The following is a 26,814-nucleotide window of genomic DNA, read 5'->3' on the forward strand; positions in this document are numbered from 1 at the left end:
CCAACCACGTCAGGACGGATCTTGGTAACCGCATGCCACGGCCAAAGCCGCGGCCTCGGGTGCATAGCGCGCGGGTCGGCCGCGAGCCCACTCGTAAACGCCACCAATCATGTAGCGCATGTCCTGGACATGCTTCGCCACCGCGGAGGTCTCGGCAGCATCGAGCCTCAGCTTTTCGCACATGGCAGGGATTTGCGATTCGAGCTCCAGGAAGCGCTCACTGGCCTGCCGGACCATCGTTCGGATATGTTCGATGGCTCGGGTCCGTGAGCATGCGTTCGCGCGTTCGAGAACGAGGAGCATATTGTTCACCTCCCCTCGCTGCTCTTCGCGTTCGACCGCGTGGACATCGTTCGGGAGATACATCAGCATTTCCGTTTGCGCGAGCAAGTCGCGAAGGACGGGCACCTGACGCACGCGATTTGGCAACTCGAAGTGCCCCACCCGCTCCCCGAATAGAAGCATCGGCTCGACGAACGCGGTAATTTTGCGCGTTTCCATGTACTGCGCAACACTGGGGACGCCGGCACTCCGGTCGATGCGTCTCAGATATGTCGCGAAAAATTCCCGAACGAGTCGGCGCACGTGTGCCTGCCATGCTTCCGACATATCCTTCGTAAGGCGCGACCATAGCTCGCGCCATGCGCGGCCGTACGAGGTAGCGGATGCAACCCCGCTTCCATCGTAGAAAGAAAGCAAGTCGTGACAGATCTCCGTCGCCGCTGCCGCGCGCGAGCACGCGGGACTATCAATCTGGTCATTGAGAAGCCCCACGATGCCCATAAGGTCCGCCATGGCGTCGAGATCGACACCGATCGCGTTGGGATAGAGTCGCGCCACCAACTCGGGCATGCGCATGGCCCTGAAATAACCGACTTCGGCCTCGGTGCCGAGCAGCCGGTAATGCCGTATCCATCCGAGCATATGAGTTTCGACGCGTTCCAGCGCTACGGGGCTAATCTCACTCACAAATGGTATATAGAAATTGAAATCGAATGGCATGAAGACTCCGTCCAATGCATCGCCAGAATGACGGTCGCAAGGTCACGCTGCGGTCAACGGTCGTACCGCAGCGTCGCTCGAACGAGCGCTTCCACCGCCGGCCCCATGTCGCCACCCACCGCACGCCGGAGAACGGCCACCGCGGTGTCGGTGCGCTCGTCGATGCATTTTTCGACGACTGCAACGGCTCCGGAGGTTCGAAACAGGACACGCAATTCCTCGGCCTCGTTATCGGTTATTTCCGGATTCCCGTACAGATGGCGAATACGTTGAATCTGGTCGGGGCGGGCCAGTCGAAGCGCATACGCAACGAGAACGGTCGGCGTGCCCTGGCGCACATCGTCGAGCATGGCCTTGCCGGTAACGTCCATCTTGCGAAAGATATCCAGAATATCATTTCGAAATTGGAAGGCCTCGCCGATGGCGACTCCGGCCTTGGCGTACGCACCTTGGAGCTCGACAGAAGCATCGGCCATGATGCCGCCAGCACGCAGCGCGGGGCTAAACATGTAGCGGCCGCATTTGTGATGGGCGATGGTGAAGGCTCGGGAAAGATCGTAGTCGCGGGCGGCTTGTGCGATGAGCTCGAGCACCGTGCCGTAGGCAGCGTGTCGGACGATCTCGTCAACGACCGCCCGCAGGGCACGTGCTCGAGCGGCATCGCGCGTGGATCGGTCGATGAGGGTGCCCGTCCAGGACAGACACAGATCAGAAAGAACGAGCGTACCCGAAATGCCAAAATCGTCCGGCGATCCCCCCCAGCATCGCTCGACATGATGCTCCGTGAGTTGACGAGGCATGGCGGCTTGCCCCCGACGCAGAGGTGAGCGATCCACGATATCATCTTGCAGGAGCGCGCACGCTTGCAGCATTTCCAGTCCAGCGGCGGCGGTTACCAGCCCCGGTGGGTGCGGCGCGCCGCTGGCTCCGCGAAAACCCCAGTAGCAGTAGGTCGCGAGTGCACGCTTTCCGCCCTCGAGAATGAACCTCCGAAGCCGTTTCAACAGCCAGGTCAACTCTGGTGTGTCGAACGCAAGGGGCAACTCGTCCAGGAACTTCGCGAGGACCGCGTTGACGGCGGCGAGGAATACGCCCTGGTTCGCGCGCTCGAACTCGTGACGCACCGATCCGTCTTGCGAATACGCGGTCATGTTGCCCTTCTCCTTCCACCACGGAGAAGCCCGCGGAGCCCTCGCAAGTGCTCCGCCAGGCCCAATTCTTCGAAACGCCGTCCGCCTTGGTGAGTCGTTGCTCGATGACTCCCCTCTTTTCGCGTCGAGCACGCTCAGCTTTCGCTCAGCTTCTTCAAGTTCTCCAGCGCACGACCCGTATTTGCTTCGTTGACAGTGAAAACGTTGGCCACGACCGCATTCAACGAATCGGCTACCCCACCGAGAAGCTTTCCCACTGTCCCCAACTTGCTACGAAACGTATCGGTTAGCATTTGGTAATTTGCTTCCACGGAGACGCGCGTACCGTTCCCCTCGGGATGCAGGGTCCAAGAAAGCGTTCCCTTGAAACCACCGTCCGCCGTAAACTTGATGCTTTTCGGTTTCTGCACACTCTCGGTGCGGAGCTTTACCTGGATTGGAAAGTCCGCGATACCGGCAAGCTTGACGGTATACGTCACTTGGTAAGAATCCCCTACGGGTGTCGACTTGCTCGCGCCCGGTATATACTTTTCCAAGTTCGAAAGATCTTCGAGAATCGCGAAGATCTTCTCCGGCGGGGCCTGAATTACCGTCTCTTTTTTGACAATTGACCTATCGGTCCATTCGCTAGTCATGATGCCCCCTTTCTCGTTACTGCGGAGTAACGAGGACTTCTTGTATCGAAATGATCATCGAAGGGTGATGAACACGACGCCCGATGGAATGCGAACGACGCGACGCGCGTGATATGGGTCTCGTCCGCCGCAACTCGGCGACATGTTCAAAGGGTTCGATGTCCTTGATCTCATGAAGGTTCGCGGGCTCTATCGATGATGTCACATGAACATCACGACGACCTTCCGTGTCGCTCGGGTCGGTATAGCAATCCTATATCGTCATCGCTACGATTCGACCGCGCGCCGTCGATTGCCCAAAGCCATGCGATTCCACGTATGCCGGCGCCCGCGAACCGCAACGGAGTACGCATAGAGCAACTCCGGATCGCCCATTCCAGGCAAGAAGCAGTCGCCGATGTGATGCGCATCGACGCCAATCTCCTTCGCATTGAGCGCAAGCTGCGGAACCACCGTGGTATGCGCCCCCTCTTGGCTCGTTCCAATGGCGCCCATCACAATCGCGCCGGCGTTCTGCACGGCCGCGACGGCCTCGGCAGCGAGCTCCTTCGTCACCCCCGGCAATGTCCCGGGCAGCGGAAGGATCACGCCATCGGCGCCCGCTTCCACCAGCCGCGTGAGCCGCTCCGTGGTGACCGGCTCACGGCGTCCCGCATGGTGCATCTTTCCCGCCCATAGCGCGGCATCGTCCCCGAGGCTTCGCCGCAATTCCGCGGTAACCCTTGCGAGCCCTTCATAGCTCCCATCGGTGCTGGGGTTCGCCGTCAGGCAGATCATCGCCGCGCCCGCATCGATAAGCCGTTTCGCGTGCTCCGGCTTCGCGCTGCGGCGCTCCGGCACGTCCCCCGGCTCCAGGTTCACCGCCACCGGCCGACCGATGCACAATGCAAGGTCTCCCAAGCTCGCAAAAGAACCGAGCCCGGGAAACCGGAACTGCGCGCCGTCCCAAACCCGGTCAATCATATTGAGGATGACAATGTCGGCACCAAATGCCGCCATCAGCTCCATATTGTGAACACCGGCCCCATCCGGCGAAAACGACAGCACCGAGCGCTCGGCGAAAACCTCCGCCACCATCGTGCGCCCCTCCCCCGCGGCCACCGCGTTCGTCAACGGCTTGCCCCGCAGTCGCGCCAGCGCATCACGGTCGAGATCGAGAATTCGTGTCACCATCGTGTGTGTCTCCGAGGGGGGAACGACGTTGGAGCGTGCCAGCTCTCGGCGAGAAGTCAACGGTCCCGTCGGGCCTTCATACTTTGGCGTTCTGGATACCCTCGAAACGACATGGCCAACTTGGAGTCGCGTCATTCGACGAAAACAGGGTCACGCCCAAGCTCTCGACCCGTTAACGAATCATGCCCATTCGTTCGAGGCCGCGTGTGGATTATTTAGTTAAATCCGTCACTTCGACCCAAACACTCTGACGTAGAGAGTTTATTTTCGAACGAAAGACGAATTTACGAAACTTTTGTCATCGTAAAATGCCCCATTGCATCCGGCGATGCGGATACCACATTGACGGGGCCGCGTTTCATGATGGGCACGTGATCATGAACATATGTATCGAAGAAACTCCGGCAGCATGTCGCGAGGCAATCTTTGCTTTGAAGGAAAGCCTGAAACATGAATCATCAACAAATTCGGGCAAATGGCTCGCCGTCCCGGTCGTGGCCCAGCCAAACCGTATCCGTCGATGACATTCCCAATCTCGACCCTCATCCAACCTACACGCCCATTTGCGGGCCCACCCCAACATCGCCCGCCCGGATACGACTTCCAAGCGGGCATGAGGTCGTTCATCTGACGCGATACGACGATGTCGTGGCGGTATTGGGCGACTCCTCATTTTCCAGAAGTGTCGCGAATGTCGAAGATGGGCCCAGTTTCTTCCCCATACCGATGCCGCCAGACATGCTGTTCAACCTGGACATGCCGAATCACTCGAGGGTGCGTCGGGTGGTCAATGGCCCCTACGGTTCGGGCGGAGTTCGCAGCCTGGAAAGGGTGCTGGATGAGGTTCTCGACGAGCGTTGCGCAGCATTGCGTGCCCAATCGTCACCGGATCTCTACGAAACGGTGCTCGATGAGGTAACCATCCGCGTCAACAGCACATTCCTCGGCTTGCGACTGAGCGATCGGGAACATTACCGTCGACTCGGCCAGACATTGCTGCGGATGCCGGCGGACGATATCCACGGCTTGCGTGGGGCCATCGGAGCCCTCTACGACTACGTTTTATGGCTGATTCATCATGAACGGGAGCTTGCTCCGGACGGTTTCGTTCATCGATTGGTGGCAGGACGCCATGACAGCGATCCGCCATTGACGGATGACGAGCTCGTGGCGATTCTGCTCCTCTCCGTGGTCGGCGGGGACCAAAACGTCCTCTCGGTGCTTACCAAATCGGTCTACACGCTGTTGGTCGCGCGGCCACTGTGGGAGCGGCTCGTCGCAAATCCGGAGATCGCGCCAGATCTGGTCGAGGAGCTAATCCGTCTTATCCCCGTGGGGCGGATTTCCACGTTCCCACGTGTCTCGACGCGCCCCATCGTCACCTCGCATGGCGAGCTCCCCGCGGGGACGGCGGTTTATGCGGATGCCTTCGCCGCAAATCGCGATCCATTGGCCTTTCCCGCACCGCGGACAATCGATCCAACGCGCCGCGGCGCACGTCACGTGCAATTCGGCTACGGGATGCATCACTGCATGGCTTCCGCCCTTGCGCGCCTCGAGATCACGGCGGTCATCGGCCGACTCGCGCGCGAGTTTCCGAGGCTCGAGCTCACCGTTCCACCCGAGAGTTTGCCCTGGGACACCGGCACTCTGCTGCGCCGCCCAACGACATTGCCCGTGCGCTGGTGAGGGGACCATGTCCAGTGAGCCGTGGCCGCTCTACTCTCCACCCTCGAGTGTGCAAAAGATGGACGCCGTCCGCGCTCTCCAGCAGTGGGTTCGTGAGTACCTTTGTCAGCCGCACGCGCAACTCGGTAGAGCCGGGCCGGTCTGCCCCTATGTGCCATTGGCGTTGAGTCGAGGTCACCTATTTGCCGTGTTGTGGGGGGAACGGCCAATGGACCTCGCCGGCATGATGGGCGGCATGCGCGCGTATCGCCGCTGGTTCGAACATCTCGGACCGGACATGGGCCAACGTGCCTTGATGGTGATTTTCCCCGACATTCACGGCCATGACGTGCATGGGTTGGTGGACAGCGTGCAGCGCCGGCTCAAGTCCGAATTCGTCGACCGTGGCCTGATGATCGGCGAATTTCACAGTGGGCCACCCGCCGCACCTGGACTCCATAATGCGGATTTTCGCCCGCTCCGCAGTCCGTTGCCCATGTTGGCCATACGCGCCATGGTTCCTTCCGACTTGCCGTTCTTGCGCGGCGATACTCGCCATTGTGCAGCCTATCGAGCACGCTTTGGAAAGGAACCAAGGTGACCACGGTGACGCCCCATCTCGTGATCATTGGCGGCGGAATGACAGGAACCGCCGCATTCATCGCCGCCGTTCGTCATCGGTTCGCGAAACGGATCGACATCGTCGATCCGCTGCCCATCATAGGAACCGGAACAGCCTTTTCGGCTTCGAGCCCCGTCCTTCTGTGCAACACGTCCGTGGCCATTACCTCCCTTTTGGCGGACCAACCCGACGATTTCTACGCCTATCTGCACAACACGGGCCGTCCCGTAACCCGCGATGACTTCGTGCCGCGTTCCTGGATGACCGAGTACGCGAGGGACCGTTACCTCGTGTATCGCTCCCTTCATGAGCGAAGGGGTGGAGAGCACCGGCATCTTACGGCCCGCGCCGTGGCCGTGGTTCGTGATGCCAGGCCGCGTGACGAAGGCTCACGCTATCGTGTGGAGCTGGACAATGGCGAGGTCGTCGAAGCTACATGCGTATTCGTCGGTCACGGTCACGGAGAACCACGAGTTCCCGAGGTGCTGCAGCCCCACCTGGGTCAAGAAGGGATCTTCCGCGGTCTCTTTCCGGAAGATCGCTTGCTGCAGGCGCTACCGCCACGAGCCCGCGTCCTCGTCCTTGGAACACGGCTCTCCGGAATCGATGCAGCGCTGCTCCTTTGCGGATCCGGGCACCACGTGACCATGGCCTCGCCGTCGGGTGGGCTTCCTGCGGTCCGTACGCGGACGGGCCGCAAGAAGCCCGGGCTGGTGCGCGCGTCGGACATCGCGGCGCTGGAGACGACGCCTGATGCGACTGGAGCGGCATTCGATGAGAAAGTGAAGACATTGGTTCGCTCCGTGATCGCCAGGATCAGCCCGCGGCCCCTCGAGGAGCAGATCTCGTCCCTCCCCGGCGTGGTCGACCGATTGCGCGCCGAGATTCGCCTCGCAGAACAGGGCCGCACGGACTGGCAAGATGCGTTATGCGCATTCGTAGACGCCGCAAACGACGCCTTGCCCCGGCGCCCCAGTTCCGTCCGCGACGCCGCGATGCGCCTGTGCCAAGGCCCGGTAGCGCGCTACCTCGCAGCATTCCCATTGGCGAACGCCAAGAGATTACTCCGTTATATCGAATCGGGCCGACTCGTGATCCGCTCCGGCGTGCCCTTGGATATCCGCCGCCATCGACACTGGCTCGTCACATGGCAAGACGCCTCGCAGACGCCATTCGACGCCATCGTTACAGCCGCCGGTTATCACATTCCCAAACTGCACGCACAACGCGACCGCATCGACCTGGTCAACGATCCATCCAAGTGCTGCACTCCCCCAACCGTGCATGCCGAGCTCGATATCACCCTCCCCGGCGCATCGACCCGCGAGAACATTTGGCTGCTCGGTATTAGCTCTTCGATCCGCATCCCGTCGATCAATGCCATCTACCCCATGGCCCAACAGGTTCACCGCGTCTGCCGCGAATCCCGCGCGACCACATGGTCATTTTCGACCACCGACGCCATCAAGGGCTGATCTTTTCGCGCAACGTACGCGCCGTTCGGCCGACAAACGGTGTAGGAACGCGCCCGGCAATCGGGGCAACTTTGGTCGGAGAGTGAAATGACGTGTGGCGGTGGGGTCGTTCGCAGATACGGCGCATGGCTTGGGTTGTTCGTGGGACTGTTCGTCGTTATTGGCACCACGGGCTGCAGCGGCAACTCCGCGGAGTATTCGTTCGAGCCGGACGGAGGTGCACCCGATGGGGCGCCCGCGCAGCAGGTGGCCGCGCCGGAGTTCGAGCCTGGGGGCGGATCCTACGCGTCCGCGCAAAAGGTGGTACTGCGCACCGCAACGGCCGGAGCCGTCATTCACTATACGCTGGACGGAACGACTCCGAGTGCCGATTCACCCGCCTATGCCGGGCCGCTGGCCATCGCGAAAACGACGACGGTCAAGGCATTCGCCCGAAAGAGCGGTGCGACCGATTCGGAGGTTCGAACGGCCACGTACACCATCGACGTTCCGCCTGGTACCGTGGAGCCGGTGCAGCTCGAGCCCAATTCGGGCGACTACTCCAATGACGTTGCGGTCCATCTTTCGAGTGGCACGGCAAACGCGACCCTCTGCTATGCACTCGATGGGACTCCGCCTGCATGCGATGCGACAGGTCGCTGCGCCGAGCATGCCACTGCGTACACGGAGCCGGTTGCCATCACTCGAACGGGCCGGCAGATTCGTGCCCTCGCCTGCAAGAAGGGGATGATCGCATCGTCCGAGGCGCAAGCGACGTACACGCTTACGGCCGCAAAGCCCACATTCACCCCGGCATCCGGCAGCAACGAACCTTCGAAGCTGACCATCGCAACCGAGACCCGGGCCGGCGCGATCCATTACACGGTGAACGGCGGAACCCCGGACTGCAAGACCCCGGATTCCTTCATTGACTCCGGGACATTTCCGTCGGTTTTCGCTGACGCCACCACCGTCAAGGCGCTCACGTGCAAAGAGGGGTATGCTCCGAGCGAGGTCGTCACCGCCAACTACTTGGGCGCTGTGTGCAATGGCGATTATTACGTCGGCGAGCGCCCGCAGCTCGAAGCCTTGGCGCACTGCCAGACCATCAATGGATCCCTCACGATTCGACGTCTCGACGCGCCCGACCTGGCACCGCTTGCAAATCTTGCGCAGGTGAACGGGCCGCTGACGATCGAAAGCACCTACACGTTGCGTTCCCTCCATGGATTGGAATCGCTGAGGAGCGCGCGGTTTCTCACGGTGCTCTGGAACCACGGACTGAACTCCTTGGAGGGTTTGCAAGGGCTAACGTCGGTCGAGAATGCTTTCGTTCTCGACTACAACGAGTCGTTGACGACGTTGCATGGCTTGGAGGCGCTTGTTCACGTTGGCGGCAATTTCTCGATAACCGGCAACGCGTCGCTGACGAACCTGGAGGGAATCGCCTCACTGCAGACGGTTGACGGCGCGCTCATCGTCGGATTCAACGCGCTCCCCGAATGGATAGGGCCAGCCTCGCTCGTGAAAGTCGGCGGACTTTACATATCCAACGAGCCCAAGTTGCTTCGTGTTGGCGGCTTCCCGGCGCTCGCCGAAGTTGGTGGACAGCTCCAGGTCGTGGCCAATGACGCGCTGACGACTTTCGCGGAGATGCCCGCCCTGACCGCGATTCGTGATGGCGCAATGTTCTCCCTGAATCCGAAGTTGCATGCGGTGTCCGGCTTCCCCAAGCTGCGCGATTTGGGTGGCCTTTCCCTTGTACTGAACGACAGCCTGACGCGTTTCGCGGCCTTTCCCGAGCTCACGGCCATTCATGGTGATGTGGTCATCGCCCGCAATCCCGTCCTGATGGTGCTTGATATCCAGAGCGTGCAAACCATCGGCGGCATCCTCAATTTGAGGGATCTGCCGGGACTGTCGTCCCTTCGCGGGCTTGGCGGGTTGACGGAGGTCCAGGGTTGGTTCATGGCGTTTTCGGGCGAGCTTGGATTCGTCGACCTGCACGGACTCGAACGATTGAAGTCGGTTCAAGGCCTCCTCCAGATCGGGCCCTCGACCGGACTCTCGGATCTTCAAGGGTTGAACGGACTGACGGCAGTCGGCTATCTCGACGTAGTCGAGAACAAGCATCTACAGACCCTACGCGGCCTCGAGAAACTGGAGAGCGTGCCCGGGACACCCGGCCAGTCGATTCGCATCTACGCCAACGAGGCCTTGACCGAGATCGGCGCGCTCAATTCCATCGTAAGCCTTCAACAGCCGCTGGAAATCAATGGCAATCGCAGCCTCACGCACTTCAATGGCCTGCACGGGCTGAAGTCGGCCGATTTCATTTACGTGACCATCAACCAAGCCATGTCGAAGCTCGACGGTCTCGATGCCCTCACGCATACCTCGAGAGATCTTCGAATCGTAGCCAACGGCCTCACCTCGCTCGACGACCTTCATTCGCTCACCGAAGTAGGGGGCTCGCTCATAATCTCCGAAGAGGCCCTTGCCAGCATGCGCGGCCTGGGGTCGCTCACGTCCATTGGCGGCGAGCTATCCATCTCGAGTTGCAAGACGCTTCCCACCTTGACTGGCCTGGGGTCGCTGCGCTCGATTGGCGGATTGCTCAGTATTGCCTACAACGACGCGCTGACGAGCATAGACGACCTCGGCCAGCTCACACAGCTCGGTGGGCCTTTCACCGTCTGGGACAACCGCGCCTTGCCGCCATGTCAACCGGAGAGCCTCGCCGCCAAGCTGCAGGCCCTTGGCTACACCGGGACGATCACCATCCAGAACAACGGCGGCACCGGCACCTGCGGCGTGGCTGGCTTACGCCCCAGATTACGGCCCCCTCCCCGACTCCAAGATGCTTTTTAGGTCACGCAATATTATTTGCAAGACCTCCTTGAGCGCATTCTCATACTCATCATCAGCCAACCAATCAACACTCGTTGCATTCATGATTTGCGCAGTAAAATCCGGCCGCCATGACGACATGGCTTCCTCGAGCTCCGACACGAGTGGCGCGAGCGACGGATTCTTTCGAAGATACCGACGTGCCAGATCGGTTGCGGCAACGTTTGCGGTAGCGAACAGCTCCGCCTTATTGTTCATATCGACTGAGTCCAGATTGAACCAGCTCGTAAGAACTGCGCAGAATGCCGGAGATAGCGATTTGGATGACACGAGGTCGGGATCCGGGTTGGCGTAGGATAATATCTCAAGGCGAGCCGTCGTGGAGAATGCCAGTCCGCGCGAGACGTTCCACGGACGGCGATGCAAAGCGAGCTTGCTTTTCTCTATGATGCGCGTGGGGGACAAAGCCTCCGTATCGCCTTACCGCGACTCCGCAACCGATACCCTAGAGGTGTCCGGGCGGACCGATGGCGCGCTAAGATCAACATGCCCCGTCACCCAAGTCTCTGTGTCAACAGCAGCTTTGCTTGTTCTCGCATCGAGCCGTTGGAGAAACTGCGATGAATCGTGGGAAACTTCCGTCATTCGTACAAATCGTTTTGGCGGCGCCATTGTCACGCTCGAAGCATCGCTGCTCTATCCAGATAACGTCGACCATTGCCGTTCAGCGAGCACTAATGTATCCAAGGCTTCCGAAATATGAACTCCTATTAGCTTCACGCAACCAAGGCCCGCGCCATAGATCTTCCCATCATCGCCGCACAACAAAATAACCTGTCGCCCAACCTCACCAATTGGAAATAACTTTACACAATAGTCCTGTTCCCACTGTTTGATTCGATCGACTTCACTGGACGCAGCATAGTACGGATCAAAATGGAATTCGGTTGGGTTAAAAAGATTCGTAGGCGACGTAGGTGGCGTGATTTTGAGTCCTCCAAGATTTTCCAATATCGTGCGTGCATCTGGCGACAGAAAGAAGCCCTTCTTGACGAAGTAGTCAGACCATTTGGAGATTGTAACAAACCGATCCGGCGACCAGCCTGCATGTTGAAGTACGAGTATAACCTTCGGCTGAACAGATAACATTGTTCTCACCCATTTCACGGCGCTTCCGTCCGCGCAGAATAAGACGGACGGCACTCAGATTTCTACTCGGAAAGATCTAGTCGCTGTATTAGTTTTAGCTTTATCTCGTCGCGAATGCTCTCGTTGGCAAAGCTTCCGTAAACGGAAGCAGACTGCCCCCAGGTTCTAGCCAGTAGCGCCGACCCAGCGTCGCTTTCCATACATGACTGAAAGTCGTCACTAAACCAATAAGGTCGAAAGCCCATCTCCATCGCAACGCGGCGAACTTCGGAGACGATTGTTCCGTCATTTTTCTGCAACAGCAACGCAGTACCGAGCTTAAGACGGCCGTTCGCAAAAGCTTTTCGATATATATAATTACGAAAGTCACGGGCGAGCGTGTAATCTACATCGCCCCACCAACTCACTACCACGCGAGCCTCATCAAGTCTCTTTTGACCCATCTGAATACAAAAATGCGCGCTCGCCAGAGCTCCCGTTGACGCCAAACACTACCCCGTTGTCGGGAACTTCCGACTCCTCGCTGTCGGCCTGCTCTAGATAGAACTCGACCAATGCGGAGGGCTTCGGGCTAGCGTCGTCCGCTGGCTTCAATACACCATCTCGCTCACCAAATTCGCGCAGAGATCCGAGATACATTTCTGGTAACGGAAACCCCACGAGCTGTACCAGCCGTTCGATATCCTTCGGGTCGGCGCCCATTCGATCGCTGGCGACATCTCGACCGACGATCTGCTCAAAGAACGCGATGAAGTCGCTAATATCGTCACTTCGCTCTGTTGCAATCATACAAACACCTCGAACGAGAAGAAGGAGTGCGGCGGTGAGGTACTTTCGCCCGCGGCTTTCGCTGCAGCCGGTTCAGAGCATTGACCTTTCTCGGACGCGCCGTCCTTTCACCAGGAGGCTTATGCTGCTTCTTCTGCTGATTGAGATGATATTCGACTTGCGTGGCTTGTTTCGTACGATCTGGATCTTTGCCGAGAAACCAAAAGATACCCTGCCCTGGGCGTGCTCAATTACGGTCACGTTTCGCTTTCGCTGTATTGCGGGTTGAACTTCGGCGATCGCTAGCATCGGCATCTTGTTGTCGGTCGCGGCCACGAAAACAATACGTATCACTTTGCCGGGAGAGCGCAGCTGGAACGATCGGTCAAGGTGGAGTATCCAAGTAATTGATGGCAAGCATAAGATTGGTTACTCCGTCAACCCAAGCCTCTGCATCAACAGCACCTTTGCTTGATCTCGTAGCGCGCCATCGGGAAAGCTGCCATATCTCCGGCGATAAAGCATATCAAGGCCACGGGAGATCATTCATCTACTGCGAGAGCCGCGGTCCGCTGGTGTAATTAGGCCGAGTTCGGCGCCAAACTTCGCAGCGATGGGCTCGAGTTCGTTCAGGTTGTTCCCATACAGACGAATCCCTATCGGGGCATCATCCGTTTGGAGTATTTGCACGGCGCCGACTTTATGCTCGCCGCAAAATGCAACTGAATCCGAAAAACGCTCGCGCTGAAAGCCGAGTCTTTCGGCAAGCTCGCTCGCGGATGCGAGTAGCCTTCTGCGTCCGAGGTCCTTCTCCGGCCCGATGTTCAACTCGTGAGAAAATTGCCGACCCCGAAATTTTTGGAACGCGGTACGGAACAACAGTTTCTCGAGAGAATCTGCCCACGGCTGATAGAGATGATCCTCCGTGAAGTACACCCGGGGCTCGTCGTCACCGACACAGTGCAAGCTGACGTCCATTACCTGAGAATAGGCGCCAATGACGATGCAGTTCGGCGGAATGGTTCGTTCTCCGGGAACGATATAATTTCGATAATAATCAATTATACCATCAACAGCCATGGTAGCGTCTTCGGCGGCGGAAAGGCCTACATCATCCTGCCCCATACGACTCAGAAATTCCTTGTAGTACGCAGGCAATGGCCGGCCAACCAAACGTTCGAGCTCCGCGAGCTGAAGTGGGGTAGCCCCCCGAATACTAGCAGCGAACACGGGATTGTAAGCGGATGCGTATGCGATAAATTCTTCGATCATCGGATTCTTCCGGCGGCTTTGGCAACTCGCGAACGGGAGATCTGTCCGTTCTGCTGCATTTCGTCGAGAAGGCTGGATGTCGCGTTCGGGCATGGTGCTGCCCAAGACAGGAAATCAACGGACACCCATGTTACCGAACAATTTCGTCGAAGTGCTTGCGAAACTTCGTTTCAAGCAATTCCAACTCGGCCCGATCTGTCCCATCGATGCGAATTCCAAGGCCGGGCTCCTGCTCATACTCCACCATACTGATGGCGGCGTTCGTCGTTTCGCCGCAGAACCTCACGGAATCCGAGAACCATTGGCGCTGAAATCCCATACGTTCGGCAAATTCGCCTGCGGGTTTCAGTAGCTTGGGAATGTCCTCTCCCATAGGAGCACCAAGTGAAACCGTGTGTGGGTACAATGGCATGCGGTATTTTCGAAAGGCGTACTGAAACAGCAGCTTTTCCAAGCTTTCTGCATACAGTTGATAGAGAGTATCCGCCTCCGTGTGATAGACGGTTGGTTCGCTCCCACCACCGCAGTAAAGACACACGTCGAACACGACTGGATTTGCAATAATGATGCAGTCGGGTGGCACTACAAGAGGGTCACTCGAGCTGGCGGAGTCCGTGTAATACCTGATCAGATTTTCAATCTTTATGGCCCCATCATCTACGGGTTTCAGGCCCGCATCGTCATGGCCCATGCGTATCAGATATCTCCGGTAGTATTCTGGCAAAGGACGGCCGACGAGAGTCTCCGCATGTTGAATCTCGGCAGGAGAAGCGCCCCTGATCGAATGCTCGAACGTAGGATTGTATGATGATGCGTACGCGATGAATTTTTCGATCATAACCAGACTCCTCACAATATTGGCTTATCTTGGCCCATAATTACCCGTCCGCGGTCGCCGCAGCTCTCACACGGGCACATCGCCTGCTGCGAGGGATCGCGCGAATCGGCGTACTCGGGCTTGAATTTCTTCTCGCCTGGTCGTGGAACAGAGACCGTACCCATCGATTCAGGGGGGGAATCAGGATGTCGCATTGCAGCGTCACCCGCCCGCGGCTCGGCGCAGCTAGGACGCGCGAGATCGCCGTTGTCGGCCCTCTTGCCAAGATCTGTTCGGAACTGCTCTTTTCCGATTCTCGCCCCCGTTATCGTCCCGTCTCGTTTCATATTTGCAAGCTCAGGCTCGATTGCGGCTCGAGCAGCTCGTTGGCCTGCTACGCTTCCGGACATTCCCACGCTGACGCTTCCATCCTTATGGCGTATGACGCAAACAGCACCGGGCGGGTGCGTTAGGTTGGCGTTTCGGAGCGCACCGGCGAGGCGGGACGCCATCGCGACCGTCGCGGGATCGTACGGTGGGTAGCCATCTAACTCTTGCCGCCTCGGACGCTTTGGCGCCTTTGCATCCGGAGCATTCTCCGTTTGGGAGCTCTCCTTAACGGGGGGCGTCTGCTGCTGATTTGGATCCTTTGGATCGGGACACGGATTGCTGCTTAGCCCCTGCACGTCGACGTGGCGGAGCGGGTTGCCCGATGCATAGGCGTGGAGGTTGAAGCCGCCGCGGATGCCCTGTGGGTCGGACTCGAGAAAGAGGCCGAGCTCGGGGCTGTAATAACGGAAACGGACGTAATGGAGCCCTGTAGGGGCGTCGAAGTAGTGGCCGGGCCAACGCAGGGGCTGGTGAAAGTCTTGGCCGATTTCGATGTGGGCGGTGCCGTAAGCTTCGTAGCGAGCGCGCCAGACGACGTTGCCGGTGTCGTCTTGGATGACCTCGGGGGTCCCCAGGTGATTGGCGAATATGAAGTAACGGGTGCCGCTCTTGGGGTCGGCGTCGACGCTTGCGTAGTCGACGAACATCATCGGGACCAAGGCCAGGTCGTCGATGTAGATGTAAATGCGTAGACGCTTGTCAGGCAGGATTTCGGCGGCGAGGCGGTCGGAGTCCCAATAGAAGCTCGTGGATTTGCCGTTGAATGTGCTCTCGATACGGCGACCGAGCATGTCGTATCGAGCGGACCATTGCCCAAAACCTGGTCCGGTCATGGAAACGAGCTGATCGCGCGCGTCGTGCGTCAGTCGAAATGTGCCGGAAGGAGTGTGACGGGCGCAAAGCGCGTCGCGATGATCGTATTCCAGGCGGCTGCCGTTGGCGTCGTAGAGCTTTTGGCCACTCACGGTGGCGCCGCGGAGGGTCGGCGATTCGAGGAGCGTGCCGCCGTGCGAGTACTTGAAAGCGTGCGTTTCGCCGCTTGGAAGGGTTTCACCGACGAGTCGATGCGCCGCATCGTATGAGAAACGATGGATGCCGCGGGCGCTATCGTGGATAGCGTGGACGTCCCCTTCGGAGGAGCGTTCGTAGAAGCGCGACCAGCGTTGCTCTTGCTGAGTATAAGCGATCTTGGCGAGACAGTAGCCATTGGGATGATACTGACTCACCTCCGTCATGCCGTTCGACATTCTGCGACGGAGGACACCACCGTGGCATGTTTGCACGGTATGCTGCGCGCCGGTGGGGTCGATGACCTGTACGGTGTTGCGCTGATTTCGTGAATAACGGGTTAGGAACTTTCCGAGTACCCGAATTTCTGCGAGCTGATCCGAGACGAAGCGTCGCTCGACGCCGACAGCGTTGCGGTGGTCGCGCGTGCGACGACCCCAAATGTCGTAGTCGAAACCGTAGGTATCTTTCTTCCCGTCCGGGCTCTCGGCAGTGCCCCGCGACAGACGGCGCGCGGTGTCGTAGACCAGCTCGTGCCGCTCGCCGGTCGCCGTCTGGAGCTTGACGAGCCGTCCCTCATCTTCACGTTGGAAGCGAAGGAGCCACTTTCCACGGCCGTCGACCTTCTCCACTAGTTCGTTGCTGGCGTCGTATGCGTAAGTTTCACGAACGACACCATTTCGACGGACACCCGTGAGCCGATTTTTCAGATCATACGCGTACTCGCTCGTCATGCCGCTCGGGTCGGCGACGCGGGAGATCAAGAGACGGGGTGAATGGGTCAACTCGGTCGTGATACCGAGTGGATTCGTTATCTGATGAATGCGATTCCAGGAGGTAAAAGTCCAACGCCATGACGAACCGTCGGCATCGGTGAATCGCGTTCGATTCGCGGACTCATCGTATGACCAAGAGCGACGTGTACCGTCGAGTCGTTCGGTCCTTAGTGGCAGTCCTTGCAAATCCTGGACGGGGGTTTCCTTCCATCGCTCTGCGAAGTCCACGGACATTTGTCCGGTTGGTGGGGGCGTCAACGCATTAACAACGTGCGCCGGAAGCCGATCGACTTCGAGGTAACGTCGAATTGGTAATCCGTGCTCCTCAGGCAGAAGGGCGCCATATTCCCACTCACGAGCATTGACCGCGATGTACGCGTCCGGCTCGCTGGGGGATTCTCCCATCGCCCAGATGTGCCCAACAGAATCGCGGCGGCCGACGCCCTTGCCGGTGTGATCGCGCACAATCTCGAAACGGCGGCCCGCTTCGTCGGTTTCGGCGCAAAGTTGGCCGGCGTCGTCGAGTTCGCGGCGGTGTTCGCCGCCGTAGGGGTCGATGATTCGGGAGAGATAGCCGTCGTGGTGCTCGTAGACCCATTCGCCGCCGTCGGCGAGGGTGACGATGGTGGCGCCTTCGAGGTATTCGAGTTTGACTTCTTCGACGCCGTCTTCGGCGGTGGAGTGGACGCAGCGGCCGCGGCTGTCGTAGGAATAATGGAAGGAGTAGCCGCGGCGGTCGACCAATTTGGTCATTCGCGAGTGTTGGTCGTAGGCGAATGAGAAGGTGTTTCGGTATCGGTCGGTGCCGCCTAGTAAATGGCCGTGGGCGTCGTAGTGGTAGGAGAGGAGGAATTCCTCGTTGGGGGTCGACGGCGACGGTAATAAGGTGAATTGGGCGATGTGCGGGCGGGGGCGGCCCGTTCGGGGGTCGGGGATGGAGACCCAGTCGATTCGGGTGGTGCGGCCTAGGGAATCGACGACCGAGGTGAGGAGGCCGGTGGTGCCGTCGTAGAAAAGGCGGGTGGTGCCCTTTTCGTGGGAGATGGCGGCGAGGCGGGCGGGCCAGTCGGGGCGCCATAGTTCGAATTCGAGGATGCCCTGGTCTTCGTCGGGAAGGTGGACTCGGTACCAGTTCGATTGGACGCGCTCGAGTTGGTAGCCGTAGCGCGCAACGCGGGTGCCGTCGCGCTCCAACATTGGGAAGGAGATGCGGCGGCCGTCGGCGGAGACGTAACCGACGGTGTTGTTGTACGTGAATCGGAGTTCGTGGTCGAAGTCGTGGCGGTGGCCCCAGCCGAGGCCGCGGTTTTCGTCGTGATTTGCGCTGCTGTAGTGGCGGACGAATTCGAATGCGAATGGCGCTTCGAGGCGGAAGTCGAATGTCGAGTCGGTGAGGGCTCCGGTGATGACGTCGACGGGGTCGCCGACGAAGCGCGCTGCGTCTTCACGCCGAGTACGATTCGCGCAGCCCATGTTTCGCCCCTCGCCTGCCGCGTAATGGTGTTACGTGCCCGCGCAGCCGTTGTGGCTGCGCGGGCGACGATTGCGCTATTGCGCCTGCAGGATCACCGCCGCTCGGGCGATGCCATCGGGGCCGTCGTTGCCGTCTTCGCCGGGTTTGCCGTTCGAGACGGCGTCGCCTTTCGTGCCCTTTACTCCGTGATTGTTGTTCGGGGCCGTGGTGGTCCAGCCGGGCTGGCTCGCGATTTCGGCCGTTACAGCCTTGCCGTCGATCTCGGGAGCAGCGCTTGGGTCGCCACCATACGCGAGTCCGATCGATGATCCACCGGCTCCGCCGTTGCCTCCGGCGCCGCCACCTCCGTGGCCACCAGGCCCACCGCCGCATCCGCCCCCGAGGGGACGACTGCCTCCACCACCCTCTTGCCCTTTTTGGCCTTTGCCTCCGTGACCGCCTTTTCCGGGCGCAGCTGCGGCCAATTTCGACTGAAACAAATGAACCTTCGTTTTGTAGACCAGCAACGCGATGGAGGAGCCGCCGGCCTGCGCCCCTGCTCCGCCTTGTCCACCGCACCCACCGGCGCCACCACCACCACCGCCCGACGTCCCGACCTGGCCGCCACCACCGCCGCCGCCTTGCGCGGTCTGACCGTCGCCGCCCTTGAGACCGTCCACCCCGTGGTAGCCGTCTTGCGCAACGGTGCCGAGAGGACCAGTGACGGGGGTCTTGGCCCCACCGACACCAAGCGATCCGTTGCGAGCGCCGGGAACGCTCGTGCAAACGTCGCCAGAGGCTAGACCTTGTCCCCCAACGCCATTGAAGTTGTCATTCGGATTCGGGGGTTGGATCTGTGGCAGACCAATCCCACCATCCCCACCGCGCGCAGCACCGGTCTCGCCTTTATCTCCACCAGGAGCACCGACACTCCGATTGTTCCCCGCCTTGAGCGCAGAACAATCATTCGGCTGCTCCCCGCCCGGCGCTCCGGCATCGGCGTCGATTCCGTCCTTTGCCGGCGCAGGATCCGTAATCTTCGGCTCATCCTTCGGATCGCCATCTTTGCCTGCGCCCGCGGTGAACGTGACCCGTTTGAATGTCACGTCCGAGGACTGTGTCACCCAGCCGGCGATGCTATTTCCGCCCGCGGCTGTCGCGTCTTTCGACGTGAACGACATATCCATCAGGGTGATCGCTTCCGATACGGCTTGTATGGTGAGTGCGGGGGTGCCCACGGCCGAGGGGGCGATGTTCGTTGCCAAGGGGGCGTTCTTGGGAACTGTCCAGTTGCCGCCGCTGCAATCGAATCCGCCGAAGATGCTCACGCGGTGGTTGATGGTGACGGCTTCTTCGTAATTGCCACCGCATACGTAGATGCGAGGACGGACACCCACTTTGTCCAAGGCGGCCCTGAGCGTGGAGATGGGGCTCGTTTTCGTGCCGGCGCCGCCTTCGCTGCCGCCTTTGTCTTTCGGGGCGACGAAGAGGGCTACGCTTTCGTCGACGCAGGGCAAGCTATCGCCCGGATCGGCCGCCGGAATGCAGCCGGCGGGCCACTGTTGAGGATTGCTGTCGAACCCCGCGTCCCGCCCGCCCCCGCAGCCATTCGCGCTGAAGGTGCAATCTTCCGAGGTGTCGCAGGCGATGAAGGAAGCAGCGGCGATGCCAGCGACTGCGATCAACGATGAAGCAACGTACCAAGCTCTCATGACTACCCTCTTGCAACGAAAAGCAAATTTGGAATTCCCGCTCGCGGTGGCCCCGCGTTCGCGCGTGGGGCCATTCCCATTAGAAGCGCCCGGTGAGGCCCATTCCCGCTGTGTTGGGAGAGATCAGCGGGGTGATGCGAGCCGATGGCTCTTTGTTCGACTTCGACGGCCAGACGAAGAAGAGAACGCCGGCTCCGACGAGCGACGCCGCACCAACGCCCAGCGAGATGCGCGATAGGGTGAGGCGGCTCGAATGGTCGTCCTTCAATGTCTGCAACCGGCCATTGCAATCGCCCAGGCCCGTGGTGCAGGAGCCGTTCGACCCGTGAAGGTCGTCGGCGTCTTTCTTCGCGCTGTCGGCGCTCGAATTGAAGATGACCGCGCCCACGCCGCCGGCGATGCCGATGGCAGCCAGTCCGATGGTGGTCGCGAGGCAGGCGCCCGATTTCGGGCAGGCAAGACCACCGGATTTTTCCGGGGGCGGCTCCGGCGGCGGCGGCGCGACAGGGGCGATGACCGGCGGGGGCGCTGCGACCGGTTCGGGGGCGCTTTCGGCGAAGGTGACGCGGGTGACCTCACCGACTTTGACGTTCACCGCGCGCTCTTTGCGCTGGGCGGCCGTCTCCATGGCCACGGTGTGGCCGCCTCCGTCCAATTCGACGACGTCGTCCACCGCATATGCGGTCGGGAACGGCTTGCCATCGATGAAAAGACGCGCACCTTGGGGCGCCTCGATTTTCACGGAGCCGAGCTTTTTGCGTGCATCTTCGAGCTTTTGCCGCGCCGCATCCTTCTTCTGCGCCGTCGCCGCAGGATCCGTGGAGACGAGGTAGACATGAATGTTGCGCGCAGCCTCGAGATTCCGGCCCAATTCCAACTCGGTCAGAATGAGATTCCAGAGGATCTTCGGGCTGGGATAAATGGCATATGCTTGCGTAAACGCGCTCAGGGCGCCGTTCATATCGCCGGCGTTGTAGCGCTTGATGCCCTCTTCCTGCCGGACCTGCGCATCGGCGCGCGGATCGGCGGCATGGGAGCTGGGAGCGTAACCAAGGAGTGCACAAGCCAGGGAGGCAGCGGTGAGCGAGTACCTGAATCGTTGCATGGGCGGCTAAGCGGCGAAGGGTGGCGTTGACGTTGGTTAGGTGGCGGGCACGAAGCCTGTCGTGTGGGCCGCAGACTAGCGCATTTCCGCCGCCTCGGGCGATGGGAAGAGGCGCCGCCCCGGAGCACCGCGAACCACGGAAACCCGCGGGAAAACCTGCGCAAGAGTGGCGTCCGGACATCCGGGTCCCGGGTGCCCCGCCTGCGCGAACGCCGCGACGCAGCCGATGTGCCGCATTGTGGCCACGGGCGGGCTCAAGCGCGGCGGGGGTTTGGGCGGGAGCCCGCCGGACGTCCTTTGCCGACGCATCGAAGAGACTCGGCACGCGGCGGATCCGAGAAGCCATACCGAGTCTCGGTCAGCTCTCATTATGTACCGTGAGCCCTCGCCGTAACAACGTCGCTCGCTGGCGCAATCAATTTACCTTCGGAAGACTTTCGTAGTGTTCGACTCTCCAACCGACATGACGATTTCGCCAGCAGGACCATGGATGCATTCCAAGGACGGCGTTCACCGCGTCAGAAGCAACAGTGCCTCGCGCAAGACGCCCTCGATCGAGGGTGGCCGCCCGTGTGGGCGTTTCTCGATGATGCCAAGTGCGTGGCGCACCTGGTGCACTTTGAATCCCATGCCGATCAGTGCGCGGAGCGCTATGTCGGATTCGTGAACGCGCTGGCGCGGGTGCTCAGCTTTTCTCTTGTCGATGAAGTTGCGACCGAAGTCGCGTTCGGCCGACCACCCGTTGTGACGTTTGCAACGAACTCGAATGTTGCTCGCCTCGTCGGAGCCGCCGCGGGCGCGGGGTTTTCGGTGGTCGAGCTCGAGGAATGTCCGCGATTCGCAACGTTGGCCGGTTTCGTCGACGAAGGTGCATTGCATGCCGTCGCGCTCGAATACCTTGCGGCGAACGGCTCTCCTTACGTAGCCTGGTCGCGTACTCTGACCAGGAGGTGCGGTAACGGGACGCTCCGTTTTACCGAGTCGTGACTTCTCGAGAGTGGCAATGAGCAAATCGAGCGCTCGTTCCACGAGGACCGAGAGTTCGCCGCTTGGGTTCGCGTGGCGCATCAGGTTCGTGGTATGTTCGATTTTCTCTTTCAGTTCGGCGGTGGCGGTGAATTGAACCTCGTACCGGTCCTGGGACAAAGGCCGGACCCGCGAAGGCGCGTCGGGCTTTGGAAAACGCGTGGCGAGGAGCTGCTGGACCTGGGCCTTGGTCTTCGTGGATATCGCATGCAAAAGCTCTTCGTGATTCTCGTCCGTCAGGTGCTCACGCAGAAGAAGAAGCGCGGTCAGGTGGACCTCGCCGCGTTCGAGCATGCCCAATATTCGCGGGAATCGTCGTACGAGACGTGAGGCGGTGACGCGGCGCCATGCTTCGTCTTCGCTCATGGCGAGTTTGCGAACGCAATAGTCGAATAGCGAGGAGTACGCTGCCTCTAGATCCAGGCGTCGCTCTTCGACCTCGCCGAGATAGGCCAGTAATCGCGCGAGCAGAACGCGTCCTTGACCGACCAATGCATGAAGACCCGATAGCACCTCGGCATTCGAGAGATCTGCGAGTTTCATGCTCCGTGTCTACCATGGCCATTTCGCTCTCTTTCGTAGCCGCGCTGCCGCGCGATCGTCTCCAGGAACACCTTCGCGGTCGTCCCGTCCGAGATCGCGCGTAGGCGCGGCGATGGCTGGCCCCGCCGGCCATTTCAAGTTGAAGACGGCCATCGGCTAGTTTTTGCTCACGAAATGACGTCAAGGCAAATCGACGCACGACTCGCGCGTATGCTATGGATACTTCCTCGCTTTGCCATGATGTACGCCGCCCGCAACACCGAGCAGATCCTGCAAACGCTGCGCTGTGGCGGCGAGGTCGAAGACGAGGACTTCGACGCCTATTTGCCGCCGGGGCCGCGCCTGGCGTCGCGGCAGTATTGGACGCCGGTGGCGGTGGCCAGCTTGGCGGCGCAGTGGCTCTCTCGAGCGGGCGCGCGGCACGTGCTCGATGTGGGGTCCGGCTGCGGGAAGCTTTGTGTCGTCGGGGCGATCGTGAGCGAGCTCGCGTTCGTGGGGCTCGAGCATCGGCTGAACTTGGTGCGCATTGCACGCAAGTTGGCGCATCGCTTTGGCGTCGATGACCGGGCGACGTTTCGGCATGGGGCGCTGGTGGATGTGCCCTTCGAAGAGTTCGACGCCCTTTATTTCTACAATCCATTTGGCGAGAACGTCTTTGCCGAGGCGGAGCATCTCGATACCAATGTGGCGCTGACGCCGGAGCGGTTTCAAGACGATATTCGGCTGATGGAAGCGGTGCTCGAAAGGATGCCCGTGGGTTCGCGCATCGTCAGCTACCACGGTTTTGGCGGGCGCATTCCCGATGCCTACGAGCTCACGTGCAGTGAGCGGGCTCGGACGGGAACGTTGCGGCTCTGGACCAAGATGCGGCGGCAGGCGCAAGGCTGCTATTGGGTCGAGCGAGAGAACACGGCCGCGTTCCGAGATGCGCAGGATCAAGAGGCGCTTTCGGCCGCGAGGCGACCAGTCGATGCCATCAAGGACAACGTCGGGGTGCTTGCGGAGAAGTACGTCTATCCATCGCAGTAACTCATAACTAGGCGCGGCTACTTTCCACCGTAATCGTCGACCGGTGTGGCCTTGTCTGCGTCGGCCAGCGGCTGGTGCCAAGTGGCATTGATGCGCGTGACCACGGGGTCCATTTCCCTTTTTCGCGTGGCGGGATAGTCGATTTGGACGATGTAGAGATTACCATCTTCGCCCATCTTTTCCTTGCGCCAGAAGATGCGGTCTTTGTCCCGGCCCGATTGCCAGCACCAGGTGTCGTATCGCTTGTAGACGGTGACGCCGCGGCCTTTGACGCACCAGCCTTTGTCAATCGGTTCGAAGTACGGATGGACGGCGACGAAAAGCTCGACGCCGGCGCCGCCGAAGAAGCGGAAGCCTCCTTCGTTCTGGTCTTCGTCGCTGCGTCGCAAGAACGTGGGGACGTCGAGGCCGAAGCCGCAGGTGTCGTCCTTTGGATCGTACCCCGCGGGGCCGCTTCCGCAACGCTTGCTCACGTAGGGCGCGAATGCGATGTTCTTCCAGTCGAAATCCGCGGGCGTCTCGTTCACCCAGGCGCGACGTCTCGTTTCGTAGGATTCGTTGGCGGCGATTCGTTCGGCGACGGGCGACGGCTCCTTCGCCTCACGCGGCACCGGCGCGGGTGCTCCCGCGTCCAACACTTCGGACGATGGCGAAGGAGAGCGCCGGCACGCGAGGAGTGTCGACAGCACGAGAACCGAGAGAATGACGGATTTGCCCATGTCCTTGTCTGCAGATCGGCCAGGGCGATGGCGAGGTTGCTCGAAACGTCACCACGCGGCTTCGAGGGCGCCGTTCGCTCCAGCTCGAAAAGGCACCCAGCCCAGAGCAATGCGCTCGACGGTGATATCGGCTTTGCGCGGGGTGATGCGAAGTTCCGCGGTGGCGCGGGCGGCCGCATCGACCTCGCGCTGGACCTTCTGAAACTCGCCCTCGGCCTCCGTTTGCAGGGCGGTGCGCTTTTCGTAGAGCACGCGCAATGCTTCCTCGACGCGGGCGACATCATCTTTCTCGCGTGAAGCACGCTGCGCTTGCCGGGCGACCGCCCCGGCGCGGTTCACGTTGGCAGCGGTCGCGACACCGCGACCTAGGAGCATGCCGAAAAAGCTCGAGCCGAGGGTGACGGCGGTGTTGGTTCTTTGGGCCGCCACGTCGGCCTGCTCCTTTTGCAGCTTGCCCTCGGCCGTGCGGATCTTCTCCTCCAACGCGGCCAGCTTGGGCCCGTACTTCTTCTCCAGCGCTGCCACGCGCTCGTCGCGCAGCTCGCGGATGCCGTGCGCCACGCGCGCGTGGAACTCGGCCGGGGCCTCGCCCGGACGCGAGAGAACGGACGCTTCGGCGCTCTCGAGAAGAACCAGAGGCCGCGCCTGATACGCATGCGCGACCAGTGACTTTTGCCAGGTCTTCGCTTTGGCCACCGTGATCGCCGGCGGCAGCTCGAAGCGCGCGTCTGCCGCGGGCTCGCGCCGGCACGTCGTGGCGAAGGTCGCGGTCATCGTCGTGGCATTCGGCCAATCGACATCGGCGCTCGCCGCCAAGAACGGCGCCATCAGCGCCAGCGATTCCCAATGATCGAGCTGCTTTTTCGCCTGCACGTAATGCAACTTCACCATGGCGAATACGCCGGGCCGGTAGACGATCCCCGGCCCCTCCACGCGGGCGGGAAAGAAGACCTCCTCGACATCCCCGTGCACCGCCGGCCTCGAATTCCCATTCGCATTCACGTTCCCATTCGAATTCGCGGTCGGTACCGGCTTTACCCCGGCACTCGGCTCGTCTTTGGACGGTTTCAACGCGGCAATCTGCTCACGTGTCAGCGGTCCCCGCAAATACGATAGCGTGTGCCGCGATTGAAACAACACCGGCCCGCCGGCGTGCACATTGTTGCACAAGAAAACCCGGTTTCCCAAACCCGATAACCACGTATCCATCGTGGCCCGATCGAATCCATGGCCCGCGGCGACATTGGCGCCCTCGAGGCCATCGAGCACGCGCATCTTGTCGCGCTCGGCCTGCAGCCGCCCGAGGAACCACGTACCGCAATTGGCCAATCCTTTGTAATCGAGATCGACCGGATTCTGCGTCGCCAGCACGATGCCCAATCCAAATGCGCGCGCTTGTTTCAACAATGTCAGCATGGGCCGCTTCGACGGCGGCGCAGCCGTGGGCGGGAAATACCCGAATATCTCGTCCATCATGAGCAGCGCCCGCAGACTCGACGTGCCCGATTGGCGCCGCATCCATGCGATGACGGCATCCAACAACCGCGTCGTGAAGAACATGCGCTGCGCATCGGACAAGTGCGCAATCGACAAAATGGCCACCCGCGGTTTGCCATTTGGCGCGCGCAGCAGCTTGGCCACATCGAGCGACTCGCCCCGCGCCCAGGCCGCGGCCGACGGCGATGCCAACAGCGCATTGACGGCCAAGGCCAGTGCCCCGCGATCCTTCGCCGGAAAGAACGTCTCCAGGTCGAGCGCGCCCACGCGATCGAATCCCGGCTTTTGAATGCTCTGCACCAAGGTCGCCAAGTCCAGGGCGCGCCCCTCACTCCACGCCGCAGCGAAAATCTGCGACAGAAGTACGTGCTCGCGCGAGCGCGGCTCCGCCTCGACACCGGCCAGTGCGAGCACGCCCGAAACGGCGCCCTCGATCATGCCGCCAAATGTCTCGGCGTCCTCGATCACGGTGCTGCCCGGCGCCTCGAAGGAACCTAGCAGCGAAAGCCCCACCCCCGCGCTGCTGCCCGGCGTGTACACCGTCACCTCGCAGGCATCGCGCAGCCGCTGAATGCGCGCACCATCTTGCCCCGACGCCGCAAGCCCATCGCGCCAGAACGTCGCGACGTCCGCGGCCAGGGCGTCCGGTGTTTTGCCCTTTTGCGCGGCCTCGTCGGCATCGATGAAGGGGCGAAATGCTTCGGGCGCCAGCGATGGAAAGGTGAGCAACAGGTTGGCCAGATCGCCCTTGGGATCGAGCACGATGGCCGGGATTCCATCGATGGCGGCCTCCTCGAGTAGGCCGATCAGAAGGCCCGTCTTGCCGCTGCCGGTCATGCCCACGCACAAGGCGTGGGTCAGCAGATGCTTCGACTCGTAGAGAAAGAGCGGCTCGGTGGGCGTGCGCGCTTCGAGGTCGTAACCGCGGCCGAGGTAGAAGATGCCGAGTTTCTCGAAATCGTCAGGGCGGGGAACGGGCAGGCTCATGCCCGACC

19 protein-coding genes are annotated in these 26,814 nt (G+C 60.8%); 5 read left to right on the top strand and 14 right to left on the bottom strand.

Annotation, left to right across the window (positions count from 1 at the left end):
* Positions 1-9: 9 nt before the first annotated feature.
* The 4 genes from LZC95_32520 to LZC95_32535 all read right to left on the bottom strand — a co-directional run bounded on the left by LZC95_32520 (position 10) and on the right by LZC95_32535 (position 3,961).
* Positions 10-924 carry a hypothetical protein gene (locus LZC95_32520; GenBank protein WXA91168.1) on the bottom strand — a complete coding sequence of 305 codons (915 nt, stop codon included), beginning with the start codon at positions 922-924 and terminating at the stop codon, positions 10-12.
* A 131-nt stretch (positions 925-1,055) separates the two neighbouring features.
* The gene (locus LZC95_32525; GenBank protein WXA91169.1) at positions 1,056-2,153 is read right to left on the bottom strand and encodes a polyprenyl synthetase family protein; all 1,098 of its coding nucleotides are present in this window, start codon (positions 2,151-2,153) and stop codon (positions 1,056-1,058) included.
* 134 nt (positions 2,154-2,287) lie between these two features.
* Entirely contained in the window at positions 2,288-2,788 is a 501-nt protein-coding gene (locus LZC95_32530) for an SRPBCC family protein (protein WXA91170.1), read from the bottom strand.
* A 267-nt stretch (positions 2,789-3,055) separates the two neighbouring features.
* The gene (locus LZC95_32535) at positions 3,056-3,961 is read right to left on the bottom strand and encodes a hypothetical protein (GenBank protein ID WXA91171.1); all 906 of its coding nucleotides are present in this window, start codon (positions 3,959-3,961) and stop codon (positions 3,056-3,058) included.
* Between the two features lie 738 nt (positions 3,962-4,699).
* Between LZC95_32535 and LZC95_32540 the strand changes: the two genes are divergently transcribed.
* From LZC95_32540 to LZC95_32555, 4 genes are all read left to right on the top strand, one after another.
* Complete coding sequence (locus LZC95_32540) at positions 4,700-5,650, top strand: cytochrome P450 (GenBank protein WXA91172.1); 951 nt, start codon at positions 4,700-4,702, stop codon at positions 5,648-5,650.
* A 208-nt stretch (positions 5,651-5,858) separates the two neighbouring features.
* The gene (locus tag LZC95_32545) at positions 5,859-6,230 is read left to right on the top strand and encodes a hypothetical protein (GenBank protein WXA91173.1); all 372 of its coding nucleotides are present in this window, start codon (positions 5,859-5,861) and stop codon (positions 6,228-6,230) included.
* On the top strand, positions 6,227-7,726 hold the full coding sequence (locus LZC95_32550; GenBank protein WXA91174.1) for an FAD/NAD(P)-binding protein: 1,500 nt from the start codon (positions 6,227-6,229) through the stop codon (positions 7,724-7,726). The genes LZC95_32545 and LZC95_32550 overlap by 4 nt, the downstream gene beginning before the upstream one ends.
* Positions 7,727-7,813: 87 nt before the next feature.
* On the top strand, positions 7,814-10,576 hold the full coding sequence (locus LZC95_32555; GenBank protein WXA91175.1) for a chitobiase/beta-hexosaminidase C-terminal domain-containing protein: 2,763 nt from the start codon (positions 7,814-7,816) through the stop codon (positions 10,574-10,576).
* 675 nt (positions 10,577-11,251) lie between these two features.
* On the opposite strand, the gene LZC95_32560 is transcribed toward LZC95_32555, so the two are convergent.
* From LZC95_32560 to LZC95_32595, 8 genes are all read right to left on the bottom strand, one after another.
* Complete coding sequence (locus LZC95_32560; GenBank protein WXA91176.1) at positions 11,252-11,722, bottom strand: SUKH-3 domain-containing protein; 471 nt, start codon at positions 11,720-11,722, stop codon at positions 11,252-11,254.
* A gap of 405 nt (positions 11,723-12,127) precedes the next feature.
* Entirely contained in the window at positions 12,128-12,493 is a 366-nt protein-coding gene (locus LZC95_32565; protein ID WXA91177.1) for a hypothetical protein, read from the bottom strand.
* Between the two features lie 525 nt (positions 12,494-13,018).
* Positions 13,019-13,744, bottom strand: coding sequence for an SMI1/KNR4 family protein (locus tag LZC95_32570; GenBank protein WXA91178.1), 726 nt, complete (start codon positions 13,742-13,744; stop codon positions 13,019-13,021).
* Between the two features lie 130 nt (positions 13,745-13,874).
* Positions 13,875-14,582 (bottom strand): SMI1/KNR4 family protein, encoded by a 708-nt coding sequence (locus LZC95_32575; GenBank protein ID WXA91179.1) that lies wholly within the window; start codon positions 14,580-14,582, stop codon positions 13,875-13,877.
* 11 nt (positions 14,583-14,593) lie between these two features.
* Complete coding sequence (locus LZC95_32580; GenBank protein ID WXA91180.1) at positions 14,594-17,488, bottom strand: RHS domain-containing protein; 2,895 nt, start codon at positions 17,486-17,488, stop codon at positions 14,594-14,596.
* Positions 17,489-18,283: 795 nt separating this feature from the next.
* Entirely contained in the window at positions 18,284-19,900 is a 1,617-nt protein-coding gene (locus LZC95_32585; protein WXA91181.1) for a hypothetical protein, read from the bottom strand.
* 79 nt (positions 19,901-19,979) lie between these two features.
* Positions 19,980-21,005: a hypothetical protein gene (locus LZC95_32590; GenBank protein ID WXA91182.1), complete on the bottom strand. Its 1,026-nt coding sequence runs from the start codon at positions 21,003-21,005 to the stop codon at positions 19,980-19,982.
* A gap of 510 nt (positions 21,006-21,515) precedes the next feature.
* Positions 21,516-22,574: an HNH endonuclease gene (locus LZC95_32595; protein WXA91183.1), complete on the bottom strand. Its 1,059-nt coding sequence runs from the start codon at positions 22,572-22,574 to the stop codon at positions 21,516-21,518.
* A gap of 237 nt (positions 22,575-22,811) precedes the next feature.
* Here LZC95_32595 and LZC95_32600 point away from each other — a divergent pair, with 237 nt between their 5' ends.
* Positions 22,812-23,603, top strand: a complete 792-nt coding sequence (locus LZC95_32600) for a class I SAM-dependent methyltransferase (protein ID WXA91184.1) — start codon at positions 22,812-22,814, stop codon at positions 23,601-23,603.
* 17 nt (positions 23,604-23,620) lie between these two features.
* Here the strand turns inward: LZC95_32600 and LZC95_32605 are convergent, their stop codons facing one another.
* Together LZC95_32605 and LZC95_32610 are read right to left on the bottom strand one after the other, a co-directional pair.
* Complete coding sequence (locus LZC95_32605) at positions 23,621-24,322, bottom strand: hypothetical protein (GenBank protein ID WXA91185.1); 702 nt, start codon at positions 24,320-24,322, stop codon at positions 23,621-23,623.
* 48 nt (positions 24,323-24,370) lie between these two features.
* Positions 24,371-26,806: a hypothetical protein gene (locus tag LZC95_32610; GenBank protein ID WXA91186.1), complete on the bottom strand. Its 2,436-nt coding sequence runs from the start codon at positions 26,804-26,806 to the stop codon at positions 24,371-24,373.
* Positions 26,807-26,814: the final 8 nt, after the last annotated feature.

It is taken from the genome of Sorangiineae bacterium MSr12523 (genome assembly GCA_037157775.1).
Classification (GTDB): domain Bacteria; phylum Myxococcota_A; class Polyangia; order Polyangiales; family Polyangiaceae; genus Pendulispora; species Pendulispora brunnea.